Origin of the sequence: Bradyrhizobium sp. 6(2017) (assembly GCF_011058295.2) — a bacterium.
Lineage (GTDB): Bacteria > Pseudomonadota > Alphaproteobacteria > Rhizobiales > Xanthobacteraceae > Bradyrhizobium > Bradyrhizobium septentrionale.
In genome coordinates this window covers 9,589,942-9,612,647 of record NZ_CP049289.2, presented here as the reverse complement: position 1 = coordinate 9,612,647, position 22,706 = coordinate 9,589,942, and the positions used below count along the sequence as shown (strand labels likewise).

Annotated in this window: 17 protein-coding genes; 8 read left to right on the top strand and 9 right to left on the bottom strand. The window is 64.7% G+C overall.

Features of this window, described 5'->3' with window-relative positions; translation table 11 throughout:
- Positions 1-151 precede the first annotated feature (151 nt).
- The 5 genes from G6P99_RS45680 to G6P99_RS45660 all read right to left on the bottom strand — a co-directional run bounded on the left by G6P99_RS45680 (position 152) and on the right by G6P99_RS45660 (position 4,400).
- Positions 152-1,762 (bottom strand): benzoate-CoA ligase family protein, encoded by a 1,611-nt coding sequence (locus G6P99_RS45680; RefSeq protein WP_165126809.1) that lies wholly within the window; start codon positions 1,760-1,762, stop codon positions 152-154.
- Positions 1,759-2,889: an FAD-dependent monooxygenase gene (locus G6P99_RS45675; RefSeq protein WP_029083207.1), complete on the bottom strand. Its 1,131-nt coding sequence runs from the start codon at positions 2,887-2,889 to the stop codon at positions 1,759-1,761. Before G6P99_RS45675 ends, G6P99_RS45680 begins: the two co-directional genes overlap by 4 nt.
- A gap of 115 nt (positions 2,890-3,004) precedes the next feature.
- Positions 3,005-3,217: a hypothetical protein gene (locus tag G6P99_RS45670; protein ID WP_029083208.1), complete on the bottom strand. Its 213-nt coding sequence runs from the start codon at positions 3,215-3,217 to the stop codon at positions 3,005-3,007.
- A 110-nt stretch (positions 3,218-3,327) separates the two neighbouring features.
- Positions 3,328-3,549: a cysteine rich repeat-containing protein gene (locus tag G6P99_RS45665; RefSeq protein ID WP_029083209.1), complete on the bottom strand. Its 222-nt coding sequence runs from the start codon at positions 3,547-3,549 to the stop codon at positions 3,328-3,330.
- Between the two features lie 38 nt (positions 3,550-3,587).
- Positions 3,588-4,400 carry a cysteine rich repeat-containing protein gene (locus G6P99_RS45660; RefSeq protein WP_029083210.1) on the bottom strand — a complete coding sequence of 271 codons (813 nt, stop codon included), beginning with the start codon at positions 4,398-4,400 and terminating at the stop codon, positions 3,588-3,590.
- Positions 4,401-4,660: 260 nt separating this feature from the next.
- Here G6P99_RS45660 and G6P99_RS45655 point away from each other — a divergent pair, with 260 nt between their 5' ends.
- Both G6P99_RS45655 and G6P99_RS45650 read left to right on the top strand, forming a co-directional pair.
- Positions 4,661-5,818, top strand: a complete 1,158-nt coding sequence (locus G6P99_RS45655; RefSeq protein ID WP_063618973.1) for an efflux RND transporter periplasmic adaptor subunit — start codon at positions 4,661-4,663, stop codon at positions 5,816-5,818.
- Between the two features lie 9 nt (positions 5,819-5,827).
- A complete protein-coding gene (locus G6P99_RS45650; RefSeq protein ID WP_029083212.1) occupies positions 5,828-8,998 on the top strand; it encodes an efflux RND transporter permease subunit in 3,171 nt (1,056 codons plus the stop codon).
- A gap of 317 nt (positions 8,999-9,315) precedes the next feature.
- Here the strand turns inward: G6P99_RS45650 and G6P99_RS45645 are convergent, their stop codons facing one another.
- Positions 9,316-10,317 (bottom strand): NADP-dependent oxidoreductase, encoded by a 1,002-nt coding sequence (locus G6P99_RS45645; protein ID WP_029083213.1) that lies wholly within the window; start codon positions 10,315-10,317, stop codon positions 9,316-9,318.
- Positions 10,318-10,534: 217 nt separating this feature from the next.
- On the opposite strand from G6P99_RS45645, the gene G6P99_RS45640 reads away from it, so the two are divergent.
- A complete protein-coding gene (locus G6P99_RS45640) occupies positions 10,535-11,824 on the top strand; it encodes a dicarboxylate/amino acid:cation symporter (protein ID WP_029083214.1) in 1,290 nt (429 codons plus the stop codon).
- Between the two features lie 12 nt (positions 11,825-11,836).
- Complete coding sequence (locus G6P99_RS45635) at positions 11,837-12,766, top strand: amino acid ABC transporter substrate-binding protein (RefSeq protein WP_051346551.1); 930 nt, start codon at positions 11,837-11,839, stop codon at positions 12,764-12,766.
- Positions 12,767-12,913: 147 nt separating this feature from the next.
- Here G6P99_RS45635 and G6P99_RS45630 read toward each other — a convergent pair whose 3' ends face one another.
- Positions 12,914-13,849, bottom strand: a complete 936-nt coding sequence (locus tag G6P99_RS45630) for an ATP-grasp domain-containing protein (protein WP_035977563.1) — start codon at positions 13,847-13,849, stop codon at positions 12,914-12,916.
- Between the two features lie 297 nt (positions 13,850-14,146).
- Between G6P99_RS45630 and G6P99_RS45625 the strand changes: the two genes are divergently transcribed.
- The 4 genes from G6P99_RS45625 to G6P99_RS45610 all read left to right on the top strand — a co-directional run bounded on the left by G6P99_RS45625 (position 14,147) and on the right by G6P99_RS45610 (position 18,485).
- Positions 14,147-14,920, top strand: a complete 774-nt coding sequence (locus G6P99_RS45625) for a ferredoxin--NADP reductase (RefSeq protein ID WP_029083217.1) — start codon at positions 14,147-14,149, stop codon at positions 14,918-14,920.
- A 230-nt stretch (positions 14,921-15,150) separates the two neighbouring features.
- Positions 15,151-16,020 carry a patatin-like phospholipase family protein gene (locus G6P99_RS45620; RefSeq protein ID WP_029083218.1) on the top strand — a complete coding sequence of 290 codons (870 nt, stop codon included), beginning with the start codon at positions 15,151-15,153 and terminating at the stop codon, positions 16,018-16,020.
- 345 nt (positions 16,021-16,365) lie between these two features.
- Complete coding sequence (locus G6P99_RS45615) at positions 16,366-17,991, top strand: FMN-binding glutamate synthase family protein (protein ID WP_029083219.1); 1,626 nt, start codon at positions 16,366-16,368, stop codon at positions 17,989-17,991.
- 185 nt (positions 17,992-18,176) lie between these two features.
- Positions 18,177-18,485, top strand: a complete 309-nt coding sequence (locus tag G6P99_RS45610; protein WP_029083220.1) for a hypothetical protein — start codon at positions 18,177-18,179, stop codon at positions 18,483-18,485.
- A gap of 82 nt (positions 18,486-18,567) precedes the next feature.
- Here G6P99_RS45610 and G6P99_RS45605 read toward each other — a convergent pair whose 3' ends face one another.
- Both G6P99_RS45605 and G6P99_RS45600 read right to left on the bottom strand, forming a co-directional pair.
- Positions 18,568-20,034: an FAD-dependent monooxygenase gene (locus G6P99_RS45605; protein WP_165126807.1), complete on the bottom strand. Its 1,467-nt coding sequence runs from the start codon at positions 20,032-20,034 to the stop codon at positions 18,568-18,570.
- A 410-nt stretch (positions 20,035-20,444) separates the two neighbouring features.
- Complete coding sequence (locus tag G6P99_RS45600; protein WP_165126805.1) at positions 20,445-22,433, bottom strand: carbohydrate porin; 1,989 nt, start codon at positions 22,431-22,433, stop codon at positions 20,445-20,447.
- Positions 22,434-22,706: the final 273 nt, after the last annotated feature.

Sequence of the window (22,706 nt, the reverse complement as noted above, 5' to 3'; positions counted from 1 at the left end):
AGCGCGATCCGGGACCTATAACCCAAAATGGTCGTTGTCGCAGCAAGCTGGGGCCCCAGCCTTCGCACAACAAACGTTGGTGGTTATGGGTCCCGGCTTTCGCCGGGACGACACTGAATGTGTGGCGGCAGTGTTGCGCAGTCTGGCGCCCTCACATCCGCATCACCGCCTGCCGGTCGATCTTCCCCGTGCCGGTCTTCGGCAGTTCGTCGATGAATTTCACCTCGCGCGGATATTTGTATGGCAGCAGCTTCGCCTTGACGTAGTCCTGCAGCCGCCGCGTTGCCTCATCGGTATCGAAGCCGCCCTTGTTCATCACCACCACGGCGCGCAGCGTCATGCGGCGATCGGGCAGTTCGGCGGCGTAGACGGCGCATTCGCGGACGTCGGGATGATCGGCGAGGCAGAGCTCGACTTCGAGCGGATAGACCCACTGGCCGGAGATCTTGATCAGATCGTCGGCGCGGCCGCGGAAGAAGTGGAAGCCGTCGCTGTCGCGGACAAAGCGGTCGCCGGTGTAGATCCAGCCGTCCTCGCGCACGGTCTCGGCGGTCTTGTCCGGCCGGTTCCAGTACAGCGGCGTCGCGGAATCGCCGCGCACCCACAAGATGCCTTCCTCATTGTCGCCGACCTCGCGGCCGTCGCTGTCGCGCAGCATGATCTCGTAGCCGAGCACGCGCAGGCCCGCGGCGCCGAGCTTTTTCCGTTCCGCGCGGTTGCAGAGATAGATGTGCAGCACCTCGGTCGAGCCGAGGCCTTCGATGATCTCGAGCCCGGTGAGCTCTTTCCAGCCGTTGAAGACATCGGCCGACAGCACCTCAGCGGCCGAGACCGCCATCCGCAGCGAGGAGAAATCGGTCTGCCCGGCGCCTTCGGCCTTGGTCAGCGAGATGTAGAGCGTCGGCAGGCCGAAGAACACGGTCGGCCGATACTGCGCGATCGCCGCGAAGATCGCGGCAGGCTTCGGCTGGCCCGGCAGCAGTAGCGTCGCGGCGCCGACCGTGAAAGGAAACGTGATCGAATTGCCGAAGCCATAGGCGAAGAAGATTTTCGGCACCGAGAAGCAGATATCGCCAGGTCCGAGCTTCAGCACGTTGCGGCCAAAGGCGAGCTCGCTATAGGCCATGTCGTGCTGCAGATGCACGATGCCCTTGGGGCGGCCGGTCGAGCCCGACGAATACATCCAGAACGCCATCTCGTTGCGGTGCGTGTTGGCCGCGTCGAGCTCGGTTGGAAATGTTTGCAGCCAGTCGGCGGTGTTGCGCAGCTCAGGCACGGCGTGCTCGCCGGCGGCGCCGTTGACCACGATCAGCGTGCGCAGTGGTGTGTCCCTGCAGGCCTCCGCGTTGAAGCGCGTGCAGAATTCGGCATCCGTCACCGCCACCTGCGCGCCGCCGTCGGACAGATAGAACTGCAGCAGCTCTGATGTCGTCAGCGTGTTGATCAGCAGCGGCACGAAGCCGGCGCGCACCGCGCCGAAGAATGCGGCCGGATAGGCCGGCGTGTCGTCGAGGAACAGCAGCACGCGGTCGCCGCGCTGCAGCCCGAGCGACTTGAAGGCGTGGCCCCAGCGCGCCGCATCGGTGCAGAGCTCGCGATAGGTCCGCGTCCCGGCGGGACCGATCAGCGCCGGCCGGTCGGCATGTCCGTTGCCGAGATTATCGAACAGGATGCGGCTCGCATTGTAGCGCTCGGGTATCGCAAAGCCGATCTCGCGCGCACCGGGATTGTCCAGTGGAACCTGGTCGGCGATCCCTGTCATGAGTGTCCCTTTGCGGCTTCGTAGCGGGCCATGAAGGCGGGCGACATCGCGCGCAGCCGCGCGTCGTCGATCCGGCCGGAGCGGGTGATGTAGCTGTAGGCGAAGTCCATCAAATCGCGCTTCATGTGCGCGGGGAAATGCTCGTACCAGTCGGCGCTGGTCCGCGCCGCGGTGACGAGCTTCTTCACGATCGGCTTGCGCTCGCCTTCGTAGCGCCCAAGCGCGGCGGCGATGCCGGCCTCGGTCTCCAGCGCCTTGGTCAGCGCGATCGCGTCCTCGATCGCAAGCCGCGTGCCCGAGCCGATCGAGAAATGTGCCGAATGCAGTGCGTCGCCGATCAGCACCATGTTGCCATGCGACCAGCGCTCGTTCCAGATCCACGGAAAATTGCGCCAAACCGATTTGTTCGAGATCAGCCGGTGGCCGTCCAGCGTTTCGGCAAACACTTGCTCGCAGATCGCCTGCGATTCTTCGATGCTCTTGTCGGCAAAGCCGTAGGCCGCCCAGGTCGCCGCGTCGCACTCGACCAGGAAGGTGCTCATGTCCCTGGCGTAGCGGTAGTGATGGGCGTTGAAGTTGCCGCGCTGGGTTGCCACAAAGGTCTGCGACAGTGTCGCGAAGGGTTTCGTGGTGCCGTACCAGGCGAATTTGTTGGTCGAATGCGAGACCGACGCGCCGAACGCGGTCTCGAAGCCGCGGCGGACCATCGAGTTCAGCCCGTCGGCGGCAACGATTAGGTCGTAACCCCTGAGCTCGTCGACCGACTGCACCACGGTGTCGAAGCGCGGCGTGATGCCGACGCTGCGCACGCGCTGCTGCAGGATCGTCAGCAGTTCCAGCCGGCCGATCGAGGAAAACCCGACGCCGTCGATCTCGACGCTCTCGCCGCGCAGGTTGAGGGTGATGTTCTTCCAGCTCTCCATCCGCGGCGCGATGGCGTCGACCGTCTCGGGGTCGTCGGCGCGCAGGAAGTCCAGCGCCTGCTCGGAGAACACCACGCCGAAGCCCCAGGTGGCGCCGGCGGCGTTCTGCTCGAACAGATCGATCTCGGCGTCAGGGTGACGCTTCTTCCAGAGATAGGCGAAATAGAGCCCGCCGGGCCCTCCGCCGATCACGGCGATCCGCAACGTCTGCCTCCCAGATTGACAGTGTACTTACTATTTGGCTCCACACTAATCTCCCTCCGGCGGGAACGCCAGAGGGAAAATGCGCGAGGCGGCTATCCTGTTGGCGCTGAAGGGCTCAGTAGCAGCGGCGGACCTTCACGCCGCCGACCCACACCCAGCGGCAGCCGGCGACGACGGGCTTGCGGACGACGACGGCGCCGCGCGTGCCGGCGCATCCGGCGCGATAGACGCCGCGGGCGCAAACCGCCGCGTTGGCGTCGGAGGGTTCAAAGGTCATGGTCGCGGCAAAGGACAACAGGGCCGCGGCGATCAGCAGAAATGAACGCATAATATTCCCTCTCCCGGGGTGAGGCTTGATTGGCCTGTGATTGATCAACAAGGTGCTACGGCTCCGTGACCGGCAATCGCCGGGCACATGTCGTCTCACCGCCTGCGCGGCTATTTCTTTTCCGCCTCCGCCAGCACCTTCTTGCAGGCCGGCGTCAGCTTGTCGCTCTGCTTCGCGAGACAGGCGATGATGCGCCCGCCGCCGGGCGTCACGCTCTTGCAGAACTTCTCGTAGTCGCCCATGCAGGCGTCGCGTTGGGCGTTGGTCAGCTCCTGGGCGTAGACGGCGGTCGTGCCGCAGAGCAGCGCGGCGGTCAGGACAATACGCAGCATCGTTGGCTCCCTTTGCGGTCAGTCACGTGACAACAGGATTACCGCGCCGCGAACGGCGCCAGCACGTCGCGGCATTCCGGCGAGAGCGAGCCGGCATTGGTCGCCAGGCATTGCAGGATTCGGCCGCCGCCGGGTTGGACGCCGCCGCAGATCGAGCGGACATCGGCGCCGCAGGCCGAGCGCAGCACGAACAGTTCTTCGCGCGTGCGCATCGGCCGCAGCACGATCACGGTCGGCGCTGCCGCCGGTGCCGCGGCTGGCGCAGCCGTCGTCGCAGCAGCGCCGGCGGCCGGCGCGGCGCCACCGCCGGCGGCGGCCACGGCCTTCTCGCAGGCCGGCGAGAGTTTTGCCTTGTTCTTCTCAAGGCATTGCAGCGCCGGCGCGCCGCCGGTCGGCACACCCGCGCAGACCTTGGGATAATCGGAGCGGCACGCGCTGCGGATCGCGGAAATCTGCGCGTTGGACGGCGCCCCGGACGCCTTCGGCGCGGCGGCCTCAGCGGCGGGCTTGGCCGCCGTCGCCGGAGCTGCGTCGGTCTTGGCTGCATCGGTCTTGGCTGCCGCGGGCGCGGTATCCGCCTTTGGCGCCGCGGCCGGCGCTTCCACTGCCTTCACGGCGCTGGCGCAACCCGGTGCGAGGCTTGCCATGTTCTTCTGCAGGCATTGCAGCGACGCTTCGCCGCCTGGCGGAACGCTCGAGCAGTGCGCGATATAATCATTGCGGCATTGTGACTTGATGGCGTCGCGCTGCGCCTGGCTCGGCGCCTGCGACATCGCCGGTGCGGTGCTCATCATTGCCGCAAGCGCAAACCATGCGGATAGCTTCGTTGCTCGTGTCAACGCATTGATCATCTGACTAAATCCTCTCGTCGCGCCGGAAGCCTCCGGCTCAACTGAACTGCGCTCTGAAAAAGTCTTGCTCTAACAACCTTCGCGAGCGGCATCATTTTCGGTTTCGAGTTCCGCTGCAAGCGGATTGTTGCTATGAAAGAACCAGGCTGATTTTTTTCGTTCGCTTCGACATCTCTTCTATCTTTGAATTAAGTCATTTGAATTGAGGCTCGGAAATGAGGCATGCGTGCGCATCGGCACATTTCATGTGGAGCAATTTTGTGCGGCTGCGAAACGCGCCACTGACGCGTTCGGCTTTCGTCATATCGGCCTTTGTCAGTTTAAGTGCCTGCGAGCAAAACAGTTTTGTTGCGCCTCCGCCACCCAAGGTCGAGGTTGCGCCGCCGGTGCAGCGCGCCATCACGCGCTATCTGGACGCCACCGGAAACACCGCGCCGATCAAGACCGTCGATCTGGTCGCGCGCGTGCAAGGTTTCCTGCAGTCGATCAATTATCAGGACGGCGCCCAGGTGAAGGACGGCACCACCCTGTTCACGATCGAGCCGGAGACCTACAAGCTGAAACTGGAGCAGGCGCAGGCGGCCGAAGTCGGCGCGCAGGCGACGCTGAAGCAGGCCGACGCCGACTTCAAGCGGCAGACGGATCTGGTGCAGCGCCAAGCGGTCTCGCAGTCGACGCTGGATAGCTCGACCTCGGTGCGGGACAACGCGCAGGCCAGTCTGCAGCAGGCCCAGGTCAATACCAAGATCGCCGCGGTCAACTACGGCTACACCAATGTGGCGGCGCCGTTCGACGGCATCGTCAGCAACCATCTGGTCTCGGTCGGCGAACTGGTCGGCGTGGCGTCGCCCACCCAGCTTGCCACCATCGTGCAGCTCGACCCGATCTATGTGAATTTCAACGTTAGTGAACAGGACGTGCAGCGGGTGCGCGACGAAGCGCGCCGCCTCGGCATGACGGTCAACGACATCAGACAGCTGCCGGTCGAGGTCGGCCTGCAGACCGAGACCGGCTATCCGCACAAGGGCAAGCTCGATTACGTCTCGCCGACCGTCAATCAGTCGACCGGAACGCTGCCCGTCCGTGGCTTGATACCCAATCCGGATCGCGTGCTGCTGCCGGGCTTCTACGTCCGTGTTCGCGTGCCGTTCACCAAGGAGGAGAACGCGCTCCTGGTGCCTGACGTCGCGATCGGCAGCGATCAGGCCGGCCGCTACGTGCTGGTGGTCAACGCCGACAATGTGGTCGAGCAGCGCAAGGTGACCACCGGGCCGCTCGACGGAGGGCTGCGCGTCATCGAAAGCGGGCTGAAGGCAGACGATCGCGTCGTGACCGCCGGGCTGCTGCGCGCGATCCCCGGGCAGAAGGTCGATCCGCAGGTGCAGAAGGGCGACGCGGCGCCGACACCGGCCAAATAGGGGCGCGCCATGATCTCGAAATTCTTCATCGAGCGCCCGGTCCTTTCCAACGTCATCGCGATCCTGATGATCCTGCTTGGCGGCGTGGCGCTGTACAATCTCGCGGTCGCACAATATCCCGACGTGGTACCGCCGACGGTGCAGGTGACGACGCGCTATCCCGGTGCATCGGCCAAGACGGTGGTCGACACCGTGGCGCTGCCGATCGAGCAGCAGGTCAACGGCGTCGAGGACATGCTGTACATGCAGTCCTACAGCGGCGCAGACGGCACCTACACGCTCACGGTGACCTTCAAGATCGGCACCGATCTCAACTTCGCGCAGGTGCTGGTGCAGAACCGCGTCTCCTCGGCGCTGTCGCAGCTGCCGACTTCGGTGCAAAACCAGGGCGTCACGGTGCAGAAGAAGTCGACCTCGATCCTGCTGTTTGTGACGCTGACCTCGCCGAACAAGACTTACGACAGCCTGTTCCTGTCGAACTACGCCACCATCAACATCCGCGACGAGCTGTCGCGCCTGCCGGGTGTCGGCAACGTCACGGTGTTCGGTGCCGGGCAATATTCGATGCGGGTCTGGCTCGATCCGAACAAGCTGCAGGTCCGCGGGCTGGTGCCGCAGGACGTCATCCAGGCGATCCAGCAGCAGAGCCAGCAGGTCACCGCCGGTCAGGTCGGCGCACCGCCGACGCCGGCGGGGCAGGCGTTCCAGTACACGCTGAACGTCAACGGCCGGCTCGACGACAAGAGCCAGTTCGAGGACATCATCGTCAAGACCGGCACTGTCGGCGACGTCACCCGCGTCCGCGACGTCGGCTGGGTCGAGCTCGGTGCGCAGACCTACAGCCAGATCTTCTCGCTGAACCAGAAGCCGGCGACCGGCATCGGCGTGTTCCAGTCGCCGGGTGCCAATGCGCTGCAGGTCGAAAAGGCGGTCGAGAAGAAGATGGCGGAGCTGGCCAAACGGTTCCCGCAGGACATCAGATACGACACACCGTTCGACACCACCAAATTCGTCAACGCCTCGATCGAGGAGGTCTACAAGACGCTGATCGAGGCGGGCTTGCTGGTGCTGGTCGTGATCCTGGTCTTCCTGCAGGACTGGCGGGCGATGCTGGTGCCGGCGACCACGGTGCCGGTCACGATCATCGGCGCGTTCGCAGGCATGGCCGCGCTCGGCTTCACCATCAACCTCTCGACGCTGTTTGCGATTGTGCTGGCGATCGGCATCGTGGTCGACGACGCTATCGTCGTGGTCGAGGGCGCGGCGCATAGTATCGAGCGCGGCATGTCGGGCCACGACGCCGCAATCAAGGCGATGGACGAATTGTTCGCGCCGATCGTCGGCATCACGCTAGTGCTGATCTCGGTGTTTTTGCCGGCGGCGTTCCTGCCGGGGCTGACCGGGCGGATGTACGCGCAGTTCGCGCTGGTGATCGCCGCGACCGCGCTGCTCAGCGCGGTCAATGCCGCGACGTTGAAGCCGACGCAATGCGCGCTGTGGCTGCGTCCGCCCGCGCCGCCCGAGCAGCGCAACTTCTTCTATCGCGGCTTCAACGCGGTCTATGACCGGCTGGAGCGTGGCTATACACGCGTCGTCGGCGGCATTGCCGGGCATGCCAAGACCTCGGTCGCGGTCGCGCTTGTTATCATCGGGCTCGCCGGCTACGGCCTGTCGCGGGTGCCGACCGGATTCATCCCGATCGAGGACCAGGGCTATCTGCTCGCCGCGGTGCAGTTGCCCGACGGCTCAGCGCTCGACCGTACCCAGCAGGTGCTCGACAGGGTCACCGAGATTGCCCGCAAGACGCCGGGTGTCGACCAGGTGGTCTCGATCGCCGGCATCTCCGCGCTCGACAACTCCTCGAGCCTCGCCAATGCCGGCGTCGCCTACCTGATTCTGAAGGACTGGAGCGCGCGCGGGCCGGGCGAGGATCTGCGTTCGCTGGTCTACGGGCTCAACGACAAGCTCGCGGTGATCCCGGAGGCGCGCATCCTGGTGATCCCGCCGCCGCCGATCCAGGGCATCGGCAATGCCGCCGGCTTTGCCATGCAGGTCGAGCTGCGCGACGGCAACGCCGACTACGGCAAGCTGCAGGCGGTCACCGGGGCGATCGTGGCCAATGCCCAGACCCAGAGCGCGCTGCAGCGGGTGCAATCGTCGTTCCGCTCGATGGTGCCGCAGTTCGATGTCGAGGTCGATCGGATCAAGACCCAGATCCTGCACGTCACCACCGACCAGATCTTCGCGGCGCTGTCGACCTATCTCGGCGCCAGCTACGTCAACCAGTTCACCAAGTTCGGCCGCACCTTCCAGGTCTACACCCAGGCCGAGGCACAGTACCGCCTGTCGCTGCGCGATATCGAGAACATGATGGTGCGCAACAGCAATGGCGACATGATCCCGCTCGGCACGGTGGCGAAGATCACGCCGTCGGTCGGGCCGTCGCTGATCAGCCTCTACAACCTCTATCCGTCCGCCACCATCATCGGTCTGCCGGCGCAGGGCTATTCGTCCGGCCAGTCGATGTCGCTGATGGAGGAGATCGCGGCAAAGACGCTGCCGCCGGGTTCGGGCTTCGAGTGGACGGCGATGTCGTATCAGGAGAAGGAGGTCGGCGGCCAGATCTACTATGTGTTCGCGCTGGCGCTGTTGCTGGTCTACCTCGTGCTCGCAGGACAATATGAGAGCTGGTATGCGCCGATCTCGGTGATCCTGGCCGTGCCGTTGTCGCTGCTCGGCCCGACGCTGGTGCTGCTTAGCCTCCGGATCGAGAACAACCTCTATACCCAGATCGGCATCATCCTGTTGATCGCGCTGTCGGCCAAGAACGCGATCCTGATCGTCGAGGTCGCGCTCGAGCACCATCTGCGTGACGGGCGGTCGGTCCTGGACTCGGCGATCGATGCGGCGCGCGCCCGCTTCCGGCCGATCCTGATGACGTCGTTCGCCTTCATCCTCGGCGTGCTGCCGCTGGTGCTCGCGACCGGCGCCGGCGCCAACGCCCGCAAGTCGATCGGCATCACCGTGTTCTCCGGCATGATCGCCTCGACCTGCCTCGCCGTGCTGTTCGTGCCGGCATTCTTCGTCGTGGTGCAGACGTTCGAGAACTGGCGCAAGGCGAAAAAGGGCCAGGTCGCCCCGCCGCAAGCCGCACCGCAGGCGCCAGGCACGGTGCATTAGGGCCGCGCAACCCAATCCATCCCCGTCACCCTGAGGGGGCCGCGAAGCGGCCGTCTCGAAGGGCGAACGGTCCGGCTTTCTCCGCGCTGCCGCAGCCGGGCCGTGCATCCTTCGAGGCGCGCAAGGGCGCGTACCTCCAGCGACAAAGGCGAAGCCTTTGCGCGGGGATGACGGGATTGGGCTGCGTAGGGTGGGTTAGCCGACTACGTGCGCCGTGGCTCAACGAGCGCAGGCGGAAGGCGTAACCCACCGTGCCGCGGGGATAGAAGTGGTGGGTTACGCTTCGCTAACCCACCCTACGGCGTCGTACTTCCCGCCTATACCTTCACCATGCGCTTGCCGCGGTTCTCGCCGGCCAAGAGCCCGATCAGTGCTTGCGGGGTGTTCTCGATCCCGTCGATCACGTCCTCCTGCACCTTGAGCTTGCCCGAGGCGACCCAGGACTGCAGGTCGGCGAGGGCGGCCTGGCTCTGGTCCATGTAGTCCATCACGATGAAGCCCTGCATGACGAGCCGCTTCACCACGATCAGGCCGGGTACGCCGCGCGGGCCGTGCGCGGAGGGGACGCCGTCATATTGCGAGATCGCGCCGCAGCAGGCGATGCGGCCGCGATTGTTCATCTGCGCCAGACAAGCCTCCAGGATGTCGCCGCCGACATTGTCGAAATAGACGTCGATGCCCTTCGAGGCGGCGGCGCGCAGCGCTTTGTAAGTGGCGCCGTCCTTGTAGTCGACCGCGGCATCGAAGCCGAGCTCGCTTGTCAGCCAGTGGCACTTGTCCTTGCCGCCGGCGATGCCGACGACCCGGCAGCCCTTGATCTTTGCGATTTGCCCGACGATCGAGCCGACCGAGCCCGCGGCGGCCGACACCACCACGGTCTCGCCCTCCTTGGGCTTGCCGACATGGAGCAGGCCGAAATAGGCGGTCAGGCCGGCGATGCCGTACACGCTGAGCAGATGCGTCATCGGCTCGAGCTTCGGCATCTTGGTCAGATGCCTGGCGGGCACCGCGGCAAAATCCTGCCAGCCGGTGTCGCCGAACACGATGTCGCCCGGCTTCAGGCCGGGGTCCTTCGACGCCACGACTTCGGCGATGCCGCCGCCGGCCATCACGGTGTTGGCCTCGACCGCGGCGCGGTAGGTGGCGCCGTGCATCCAGGCGCGGTTGGCGGCGTCGAGCGAGATGTAGCGCGTTCGCACCAGCGCCTCGCCGTCTTTCGGCTCGGGGATCGCACCGTTGGTCAGACGGAAATGCTCGGGGCCAAGCTTGCCGGTGGGCTTTTCAACAAGCAGGATCTGGCGATTGAAGGTATCGTTCATTGGCGGTGTCTCCCCTCGCGTTGGTCGTTTCGCATGCAGTTTGACTGCGGTGCGCGCAGCTCTCTGCACAGATTGTGCGCTGCATGAACGCTAGTCCTCGCGCTGGCATTCCACAACGGGAACATTTCGGCAAAGGCCCGCTCGGCGCGAAGCGTGTTGCTTAGCTGCGTAAATCTGCCACACTTGCCGTTCGTCGGGAACTTACGGGGGTAAGAGAATGTCGAACAGGTTTACGCAGTACATCCTGATTGCGATGGTCCTTGGCATCGCGATGGGGACGATTGTCTTCAACTATTTTCCTGACAGCCGTGCCGAGATCGCAGCAGACGTCAATTTGATCGCGATGCTGTTCCTGCGCCTGATCAAGATGATCATTGCGCCGCTCGTGTTCGCAACCCTCGTCGGCGGCATCGCCCATATGGGAAGCGGCGCCCGTCTCGGCCGCATCTTCGCCAAGACCATGGGCTGGTTCGTCACCGCATCATTTGTCTCGCTGCTGCTCGGCCTCTTGATGGTCAATTTGCTGCAGCCCGGCGCCAACTTCCCCGGCACGCTGCCCGACAAGGCGCAGTCGACCGGCCTGCCGGTGTCGGCTTTCTCCTTTGAAAAATTCTTGACCCATTTGATCCCGACCTCGATTGCGGACGCGATGGCGCAGAACGAGATCCTGCAGATCGTGGTGTTCGCGGTGTTCTTCGCGGTCGCGCTCGGCGCCATGCCTGAGCGGGCCAAGCCGATCATGGGCCTGATCGACGACCTCGCGCACATCATGCTCAAGGTCACGGGCTATGTGATGCTGTTCGCCCCGCTCGCGGTGTGGGCAGCGATCATGGCCACCGTCTCGAAGAACGGCCTCGGCGTGCTCTGGAAGCTGATCGTCTTCATGGGCGGCTTCTATCTCTCGCTGCTGATTCTGTGGAGCATCCTGGTCATCGTCGGGTTCATCGCGATCGGGCCACGCTACAGCCATCTGCTGCGGCTGATCCGCGAGCCGCTGATGATCGCGTTCTCGACCGCCTCCTCGGAAGCGGCCTATCCGAAGACGCTGGAGGGGCTGAACCGGTTCGGCGCCTCCTCGCGCATCTCGGCTTTCGTGCTGCCGCTCGGCTACTCCTTCAACCTCGACGGCACGATGATGTACTGCACCTTCGCCAGCATCTTCATCGCGCAGACCTACCATATCGAGATGTCGCTCGGCACGCAGCTCGCGATGCTGGCGACCTTGATGATCACCTCGAAGGGCGTGGCCGGCGTGCCGCGCGCCTCGCTGGTGGTGATCGCCTCGACGCTCGCGCAGTTCAACATCCCCGAGGCCGGGCTTTTGATGATCATGGGCATCGACACCTTCCTCGACATGGGCCGCAGCGCCACCAACGTGATCGGCAACTCGCTGGCGACTGCGGTGGTTGCGAAGTGGGAGGGCGAGCTGAAGGCCGAGCACGAGCTCGGGCCCGACGACGCGGTGCCGCAGGATGCGGTGCCCGGCGCCGTGATGGCCGGCCATTGACGGGAGGCATGCATGCATCGCGCCCGCTGGAGGCCGATACGGGCTGAGAGGCTACTGCTGTCAGCATGTCTGCTGGCGGCAGGCCTGCTCGCTGGTCCGGTGTCCGCACAGCCGGCGAGCGAGGGGCTCAGTCCCACGCTCGCCAACATCAAGGCCACGCACACGGTGCGGATCGGCTATCGCGAGAGCTCGCCGCCGTTCTCGTTCCTCGATCACTCGAACCGTCCGATCGGCTACAGCCTCGAGCTGTGCGATGCGATCGTCGAGGAGATCGGGACCGAGGTCGACGACGCCAACCTCAAGGTCGACTATGTCAAGGTCACTTCCGACGACCGCATTCCGGCGGTCGTCGACAAGAAGATCGATCTCGAATGCGGATCGACCACGGCGAATGCCGAGCGTGGCAAGCTGGTCGCGTTCTCGCCGCTGATGTTCGTGGCCGGCACCAAGCTGATGGTGCCGAGGGCCTCGGGCGTCACCCAGGTCGGCGACCTGAAGGGCAAGACCGTGGTGGTGACCAAGGGCACCACCAACGAGCAGGCGATGCACAATGTCGACGCCAAGCAACAGCTCGGCCTCAACATCGTGACCTCGCCCGACCACGAGCAGTCCTACCAGATGCTGGTGGACGGCAAGGCCGATGCGTTCGCGACCGACGACATCCTGCTCTACGGCCTGATCGCGCGGCACAAGTCGCAGGACAAGTTCCGCGTCACCGGCGACTATCTGTCCTACGATCCCTACGGCATCATGTACCGCAAGGGCGAGCCGCAGATGAAGGCCGTGGTCGAGCGCGCGTTCCGCAGGCTCGCCTCGAACCGCGACATCGTCCCGCTCTACAACAAGTGGTTCGTCGCCCGCCTGCCGACCGGCGAGAAGCTCAACGTCGCGATCTCGCCGCAACTCGAAGAGGCCTTCAAGGTGCTCGACGAGAACCAGTAGGGGGGCGGGATCAACACCAATGTCGTCCCGGCGAAGGCCGGGACCCATAACCCCAGAACTATGTTGTTGATGTGAGCTGGGGCCCCAGCATCGCGCAACAACATGCATTTGTGATTTTGGGTCCCGGCCTTCGCCGGGACGACGAGGTTACGCGAACACCTGATCCAGCGCTGCGGAATACGCCGCCTCGACCAGCGCCGGATGACGGCGGCCCAGTGCTTCCATCTTCACCCCCGAATTCACCTCGAGGATTTGCCACGCGCCGTCGGCGCGCACGACGTCGATCGAGGCAAAGCGGATGCCGACGGCCTGCGCGGCCTTGATCGCGAGCGCGACGCAGGCGTCGCGCGTCGCAGCGTCAGTGAGCAGAACGGGCTCGGCGCCGGCATCGAGATTGTGCCGCCAGTTGAGCAGCCGCCGTTCGCCGGCGGGCGGAATGGCGTCGAGCGCGGCGGCGTCAAAATCCTCGGTGATGGTCTTGAGCTGCTCTGCCGTCGCCGCCGCCTGCGCCAGCGCCCGCAGTGAGTGAATGCCGTCGCCAACCATTGACGGGCGCGTCTTGCCGTAGACGATCAGCGCGCGATCATCGAGCAGCACCACGCGCACCTCGTCCTTGATCTCGACATAAGGCGAGATCGCAAGACTCGGATGCGCGGCGAGGATGCGTGCGATCGCGGTCTCCAGCTGCCCGCGCGTCGTGACGCGGAAGACCAGCTCGCCGGATGTCCCCTCATTGGGTTTGACGACAAGCCCGCGCGGATGCTCCTCGAGCAGACGCTGCATCGCCTCCAGCGAGTCCGATCCCGGGATGTGCTTGCTGAGCTTCGCGCCGAGAACCAGCGTGTGCGGAATGGCTGATACGCCGGCCGATGCCAGCACCTCGGCGCAGGCCGATTTGTCGTTGGCGACCTGATGCGCGACCGCGCTGTTCAGCCCGATGTCGTAGCCGATCACGAGCCGCCGTTCGCTGCCCCTGGTCATGATGACCAGCCAGCCGCCGGAGCGCATCTCGACCGCGATTTCGCGCGCCAGACAATATTTTTTGATGGTTTCCAGGAAGATTCGCTGGCTGATCAGGACCACGAGATCATTTTCCCTTCGCCGCCGTTTTCGTAGCAATTAATTGCCAGATCGATGGCGATCTCAGCAAGTAAATTACGTGCAGCACCACGCGTTAACGATGTCGTGGTTGAACCTCTGCGCGAAATCGAACGACTGCCATTCCGAGATCGCAATTGCACGCCAGTTGATCTTGACTATCTCACGTAGAGGCGCAATGGACACGCGAGATATTCAGTGATTTCGGCCACTTCTGCGCCGTCGCGAGCAGTCTAGAAATCAAACCATTCTAAATCTGGTCAGTCGAGAAAACGAAAACACATGAGCGCGTTCTATCGAGAGAAAGTTCTTTCCGTTCAGCACTGGACCGATACGCTTTTCAGCTTCCGGGCGACCCGCGATTCCGGTTTCCGCTTCCAGAATGGGCAGTTTGCCATGATCGGCCTCGAGGTCGAGGGCCGGCCGCTGCTGCGCGCCTATTCGATGGCGAGCGCCAATCATGAGGAAGAGCTCGAGTTCTTCTCGATCAAGGTGCAGGACGGCCCGCTCACCTCCAAGCTGCAGAAGATCCGCGAGGGCGATACCATCCTGGTCGGCCGCAAGGCGACCGGCACGCTGATCACCGACAATCTGATTCCCGGCAAGCGGCTGATGCTGCTGTCGACCGGCACCGGCCTTGCGCCGTTCGCCAGCCTGATCAAGGACCCCGAGGTCTATGATCACTACGATCAGATCCTGCTGGTGCATGGCTGCCGCCAGGTCTCCGAGCTCGCCTATGGCGAGGAGCTGGTCGCCAAGCTGCGCGACGACGAATTGTTCGGGCCGCTGCTGTCCGAGAAGCTGTCGTACTATCCGACCGTGACGCGCGAGCCGTTCCGCAACCGCGGCCGCATCACCGACCTGATCACCTCCAACCAGCTGTTCACCGACCTGCACCAGGGCCCGCTCGACATCGAGACCGACCGCATCATGATGTGCGGCAGCCCGGGCATGCTGGAAGAGCTGAAGCAGCTGTTCGAGACCCGCGGCTTCAAGGAAGGCAGCGGCAACACCCCCGGTCACTTCGTGATCGAGAAGGCGTTCGTCGAGCGCTGATCCTTGTAGTCCCGGCCAAGCGAAGCGCGAGCCGGGACCCATAACCACCGCTACCGATTTGACGAAGGCTGGGGCCCCATCGGGCTTCAGCCTTTTTCATTTGTGATTATGGGTCCTGGCTTTCGCCAGGACGACACTGGTGTGAGTGGCGCCGTTCATTCCCTCGCTGCTATAACGCCCCCAACGCCGCGCAGCCGTTTCCCGAACGCGGCGAGTAAGGGAGCTGCACCTTGTCCATCACCGATCCAGATGCCCCGAAGACCGCCTTTGTGTTTGCCGGCGGCGGCAGCTTTGGCGCGGTCCAGGTCGGCATGCTGCAGGCGCTGGCTGCCCGTGGCGTCGTCGCCGACATGGTGGTCGGCTCCAGCGTCGGCGCGCTGAACGGTGCGTTCTATGCCGGCGACCCGACGGTCGCGGGCGTCGCGCGGCTCGCCGAGATCTGGCGCGGCCTGAACCGGAACGACGTGTTTCCGGTGACCTGGCGGACGCTGGTCGGTTTCCTGTGGCGCCGCGACTTCCTGATCCCGCATGACGGCGTCCGCAAGCTGATCGACGACCACATCCCGTTCCGCAATCTTCAGGACGCCCGGATCCCGATCCACATCGTCACCACCGACATCATCAGCGGCGACAGCGTGGTGCTGTCGGAAGGCTCGACGGCGGAGGCGATCATCGCATCGACCGCGATCCCCGGTGCGTTCACGCCGGTGCACTACCGCGATCGTTTCCTGGCCGATGGGGCGATCTCCAGCAACACGCCGGTTCGCGTCGCCGTGAAGCATGGGGCGAAGCGCCTGATCGTGCTGCCGACCGGGCACGCCTGCGCCAACCAGGCGCCGCCGGTCGGCGCGCTCGCCAACGCGCTGCATGCGCTGACGCTGCTGATCGCGCGGCAGCTCGTCAACGAGCTCGAGAACATCGGCCCCGATGTCGAGTATTTCGTCGTGCCGCCGCTCTGCCCGCTGGTCGGCTCGCCCTACGATTTCACCCGGACCTCGGATCATATCGCACGCGCCCTCGACACCACCAACGCGTGGCTGGAGAGCGATGGCCTGAAGGCGGGCCACATTCCGCACGAGCTACAGCCGCACGACCATTAAGCGAACGGCGCTTTCACCTCTCCCGCTTGCGGGGGAGGTCGCATTGCATCGTAGATGCAATGCGGGTGGAGGCTTTCTCCACGGAAAAGAGCCTCGCGTGTGGAGGCACCCCCACCCCAACCCTCCCCCGCAAGCGGGAGAGGGAGCGCAGCCTTCGCGCGGCTCTCCCTCGTTGCACTGCAGCAGATGGGACCAACTTGAATGATCATGACAGGGACACCCGCCCATCCGGGCGGTTGTCACATCTGTGACTGCTCGGCCGTATAACCGTGTAGCACTTGTTCCGCGAGTTGGATTAGGCTCGCGGCCGACAGGGGATTTCAGGCAGACCGGTTGAGGGTTTCCATGGACACGATACTGCTTCCGTTCTCGCCACGCTTCATCGTGCTGACGATCTGCGCCGTCGTCACCGCGCTCCTGCTGCTGGTCGGGATTTTCGATCCCAAGGTGTTCAAGATCGTTCTGATCCCGCTGATCATCTTCGGCGCGCTGACATTGCTCGGCATCCGCGACCTCACCCAGAAGGGCCATGCGGTGCTGCGCAACTATCCGATCTCGGCGCATGTCCGCTTCCTGCTCGAGGAAATCCGCCCGGAGATGCGGCAGTATTTCTTCGAGAGCGAGAAGGACGGCATGCCGTTCTCGCGCGACACCCGCGCGGTGGTCTATCAGCGCGCCAAGATGGTGCTCGACAAGCGGCCGTTCGGCACCCAGGAGGACGTCTACCGCGAGGGCTATGAGTGGATGCATCATTCGGTGGCGCCGAAGCCGCATGCCGACCAGAAATTCCGTATCACCATCGGCGGTCCCGACTGCACCAGGCCGTATTCGGCCTCGGTCTTCAACATCTCGGCGATGAGTTTTGGCGCGCTCAGCCCGAACGCGGTGCGGGCGCTCAATGCCGGCGCCAAGAAGGGCGGCTTCGCCCATGACACCGGCGAGGGCGGCGTCAGCCCCTATCATCGCGAGATGGGCGGCGACATCATCTGGGAGGTCGGCTCCGGCTATTTCGGCTGCCGCAACCGCGACGGCACCTTCAATCCGGAGCTGTTCGCAAGCGTCTCGGGCGACGACCAGATCAAGATGGTCGAGCTCAAGATCAGCCAGGGCGCCAAGCCCGGCCACGGCGGCGTGCTGCCGGCCGCGAAGGTGTCGGAGGAGATCTCCAAGATCAGGGGCGTGCCGATGGGCGAGGACTGCATCTCGCCGGCCTATCACAAGGCGTTCTCGACGCCGCTGCAGATGATGGAATTCGTCGCCCAGATGCGCAAACTGTCGGGCGGCAAGCCGGCCGGCTTCAAGATGTGCATCGGCCATCCCTGGGAATTCCTGGCGATCTGCAAGGCGATGAAGGAGAGCGGGCTCTATCCCGACTTCATCGTGGTCGACGGCAATGAAGGCGGCACCGGCGCCGCGCCGCTCGAATTCATGGATCATTTGGGCATGCCGATGCGCGAGGGCGTCAATTTCGTCCATAACGCGCTGGTCGGCATCGGCGCGCGCGACCGCATCAGGATCGGCGCCTCCGGCAAGATCGCGACCGCCTTCGACATGGCGCGCGCGATGGCGATCGGGGCCGACTGGTGCAATTCGGCGCGCGGCTTCATGTTCTCGCTCGGCTGCATCCAGTCCTTGAGCTGCCACACCGACCGCTGTCCGACCGGCGTGACGACGCAGGATCCGATCCGCAACCGCGCGCTCTACGTGCCCGACAAGATCGAGCGCGTGTACAATTACCACCACAACACGCTGCACGCGCTGACCGAGCTGCTCGCGGCCGCCGGCCTCGAGCACACCAAGGATCTGCGGCCGATCCACTTCTCGCAGCGGAGATCGACCACCGAGGTCTCCTCCTTCGCCGAGCTCTATCCGGCGCTGCGCCACGGCGAGTTGCTCGATGGCACCCAGGACCGCCGCTACCGCGACGCCTGGGCGATGGCGCGCGCGGATTCGTTCCAGCCGGCTGGGTAGGGCGCGTCTCGTTGCGAAAGCGGCAGCAACGAACGACGCCATGCGCGAGCAGGCGACATGGCGGCGCGGCTTTGAGCATTGCCATTCCGCTTGGCTTTCCGATTTGTCATGGACGGCTTCGAACCAGTCCGATGCTGAGCGTGACCGACTATTGACGGTCACTCAAAGGACGAAGGTTGCGAGCCATGAAACGGGCAATCATCATTTCAGTCATCCTGCTGGCAAGCTGCGCTGCTGCGCGCGCCGACCAGGTCGTCAATGAGGTTTACCGAGATCTCATCAGACCGCACGGGCACCCGCGCAGCGCCGCGGTCTCCCAAGCCGCGCTCGATTTTTGCTATGGTCAGACCGGTGACATTCGAGGTCTTGCCGATAGCGCTGCATTCAAGCAGTGCATGCTCGGCCGTGGCTATCGATGGCAAACGACGAAGATCAAGGGCAAACCGGCGCCCGAAAATGGCGTGGACTGGTGCATCGCGCATGACATGTGTTAGCTGGCCGTCGATGGCTGGCAGCCGGGCAGATGCGGAAATTTCCTAAGGCATTCAGCAAGCCCGGCCATGACAGAATGCACTTTCAGACAGCAGGCGCGCCGAACCATGTGGTCAGCGCGTCGGTGAGCCCTGTCCGGGTTTGCTCGCCGACCCACGCCACGTAGCCGTCGGGCCGAACCAGCACGGCCGTCGGCGCCGAAACCGGTCCGACTGCGGGAAGCTCCCACCCGCCGGTGGTGTCGGCGTCGACCAGTTGAACCCGATCGGCCCATCCGGTGATGTCGAAGCTGCCGGGCTCCCCGAAATTGAGCAGCACCGGTCGTGCCTGGTGCAGCAGCGCGAAGACCCGCAGCGGACCGTTTGCGGTGACCAAATCCAGATCGGGCATGCGGCGTCCGAGCAACGGATGGCCACAGCCGAGATCGTAGTGAACGTCCAGGCCCGACATCATCGCGGCGAATTGTTTGCGCGGCTCGTCCGTGCGCAGCAGCTCGGAGACGATCTCGTTCAGCGCCTTGCTGCGCGCATCGGTGCGGCCGAGCGCGACCTGCGCCATGGTGTTGCGCAGCACGCGGGCCGCCACCGGATGCCGCTCGGCATGGTAGCTGTCGAGCAGGCTGTCCGGCGCTGTCAGCTTGACCACCTGGGCGAGCTTCCAGCCCAGGTTCACCGCGTCCTGCACGCCGATATTGAGGCCCTGTCCGCCCATCGGCGGATGCACATGGGCGGCATCGCCGGCCAGCAGCACGCGCTGCTTGCGGTAGGCCACGGCCTGCCGGGTCAGGTCGGTGAACCGCGATATCCAGAGCGGACTGTGGATGCCGAAGTCGGTGCCGTACACGGCGATCAGCGCCTCGCTGATGTCGCGCAGGGTCGGCTCGCTTCCGCCGCCGAGTTGCCGCTCGGTCAACACCACCCGCACCCGCCCGTCTTCGACCTTGCCGATCGCTGAGGTGCCGGTGTCGTCCTGGCGCATGCCCCATTCCGGTTCACCGGACATCCGGGCCTCGGCGTTCAGCCAGCTTTTTGTCGCGTCCCAGCCGACAAATTCGATGCCGGCCGTCTTGCGGATCACGCTGCGTCCGCCGTCGCAGCCGACGAGATATTGTGCGCGGAACGATTGGCCGTCCGACAGCGCAACGTCGACGCCGCTGTCGTCCTGCGTGAAGCCGGTCACCTCGCGCCCGCGATAGATCGGCACCGCGAGCTCGTCGACCCATTCGCCGAGAATGCGCTCGGTATGGGTCTGCCAGAGCCCCAGCGTGTAATTGCGTCGGGTCGGCAGGTCGGTGATATCAAGCGGAACCAGATGCGAGTGGAACAGCACGGCCGGATGGCGCGTCCCCTGCGCCACGAAGCGGTCGGCGATGCCGCGCTGATCGAGCACCTCGATGGTGCGGGCATGCAGCCCGCCGGCGCGCGAGCCGGTGAGATCGCGGCTGGCGCGCCGCTCGACAATCGCAACATCGACACCGGCCAGCGCCAACTCGCCCGCCAGCATCAACCCGGTCGGACCCCCGCCTGATATCACCACCTGATGTTCGTTCATCCCGCACTCCCTCGGTTCGATTGGGCGCGCGTTCTACGGAATGACCCCGGGCTTGCGGCAAGCCCGGGGGGTCTACATATATCTGAGTGGGGAGAGGGTTTTTGCCGCCCCAACCAATCCAGCCATCATTGCCAGAGAATCCGTAGCCCGGATGCAGCGAGGCGCAATCCGGGATTCTTTGCCTCGCGGATAAAGCGGCCGCGGATTTCGTTGCGCTTCATATGGGCTACGCTAGGCTACATGCCGGCGCGACAAACTCGCTGTCGTCCCGGCGAAAGCCGGGACCCATAACCACAGGGTCTTGTGATTGCGATCGCTGTGGCCTCAGCCTGCTTCAGCAATTTACATTGGTGGTTATGGGTCCCGGGTCGCGCTTCGCTTGCCCGGGACGACGAGGGATGTAGCGATCCCTAAAACTCCCCGTGGATGCGGCCGGAGAAGATGTGCACCGGGCCGCGGTCGGCGTTGTAGGCGGGGTTGGTGATGAACTGATAGTCCGCGGTCAAGGTCAGGTTCTTGTTCACCTGATAGGCGTAGTAGGTTTCGAAGATCCGCTCCGGGCTGTAGTTCAGCGCGCCGTCGCCGATCAGGAGGCCGAGGCCGCCGGCGGCGAGGTAGTCGCGATGCGCGGCTGACAGCCCGTTGACCGCACCGCCGATGCCGATCGTGTCGTTGGCCCGTCCCCAACGGCTGCCCTTGATCGACAGGCCGCCGGAGATGCTGCGGTCGACATCGGTGAAGGACAGGATCTCGTTCTGGCCATCGTTCCAGCTGAGACGGCCGAACAGGCCGACATCGGTTGCGATCTGCTGCTCGCCGTTCAGATAGAAGCCGTACTTGAGATTATCCTTGCGGATGCTTGCCATCACGTCGTTGATGTCGAGCCCCGGATTGGCGTCCTCGATCGCGAGCGCCTGGGCGTAATTGCCGGTGTTGCCGCGATTGCCGAACACGCCGACGCGCAATTTGCCGGGCTGGTCGAAGATCGAATAGCGGTCCTCGAACTCCACCACCGCACCGCCGGTGTTGAACACCAGCACGTCGCTGTTCGGCGCATTCGGCACCTGGAACACACCGGCGCGCACCGCCCAGTCCTTGCGGTTGAGCTCGACCACCGCGCCGCGGGTATAGCCGGGCAGATCGGCGGGGAAGTCGTAGGCAGCGGATGCCCACATCGCCCAGTTCATGAAGTCGGCGCGCGGGTCCTTGGCGTAGGAATTGCCGTCGAAGAAATCGCCGACCGCAAAGCGCCCGACCACGACCGTGAGGCGGTCGATGTCGCGCTTGCCCGCGATCTGGTTGGGACCGTCGGCGACGTCTTCCTGCTCGCCGCCGAAACCGAAGGTCTGCTTGAAGTAATAGCGCTGCGGCCGGATCTTCGGATATGGCGCGCCGGCCTTCTGCGCTTCGCCGTTGGAGAAGCCGGCAAGGCCGAGCGTGCCGTTGAGGCCAAAGCCCTGCGCGGTCTCCGGATTGAAGTAGAACTCGCCGCCCTCCCAGAGCCGCAAGCCGAGAAATGCCGTGGTGGTCCAGGTCTGCTGCATCTGCCCGGGGCCGGGAAGGCTGTTGGTGCCGGAATACGGCGAACGGAACGAGGCGTAGCCCTGCGGCAGCAGCGTCGTCTGCGCGTGCACGCTCCAGTCGGTGGATTCAGGCAGCAAGGTCCGCGCCGGCGTCGCCGACCACGGCGAGTCGCCGAACTGGTAGTTCAGGCCGAATTTCAACAAGTGAATGCGCGGGTCGATGCTGACGCCGGGCATGCCGAAATCGGCGAGACCGAGCGTACGGCGCGACAGGTCGATGTAGTCGTATTCGACCTTGGCGGTCCAATTGCCGCTCACCGCAAATTCGGCGCCGGCGCCGGCGGTCCAGCCGGTCTGGTACTGGCCGGGCTCCGAGATCACCTCGCCGTCGGTGTCGTTGACCCTGACCTGGCTGTGTCCCCAGGCGAAGCCGCCGGTGACATAGGGCATCCAGGTGCCGAAGCTGTAGCCGGCACGGCCGCGCACCGTGCCGACATAGTCGATCGACGCGTTGAACGGGCCGAGCGTGCGCCGCGGCAAATCGGTCGGGCCGGTGAATGTCGCATCCGCCTCGACGCCGAGCACGAAGCGATTGGCGAATTCCTTGTTGTATCCAACCTGGAAGCCGCCGATCCCGCCGGTGATGGTGGGCGGAAAGAACACGCCCTGTTCCAGAATTGGGTTGGTGCCGGGGCCGAGCGTGCCGTCGCCATAGCCGACATGAGCGCCGACATAGAAGCCGGTCCAGCTGTAGACCGACCGCGCGGCGGGAGACTTGAGCGCTAGATCGGCCGCAGTCGCCGGCGTGACGAGGGTGGCCGCGCCGAGCGCTGCGCCTGCGGCGATCTGAACCCGGAAGAGGCGGACGCAGGTCATGACGCGGCTTTCGGCGAACGGTTGGCGGTTTCGCCCGGCATCACTGCAGATTTGGCGGCCGCTTGCCACCCGAGATTTGAAATCATCGCCCGCCGTCCCCGGTCCGATCCGTATCGTTCCATCCAATGCCAGATCAGCACCTAGCATCCCCAGTCGCTTATTGCAAATAATTCGCAATAGCAACTGAGGCGCCCCAGATACCTCCTCGATTTGCACGCCACCATGACAGTCACGTAACAGCGCGCGCCGGCCGGCCCTAACAGCCGCGATCGG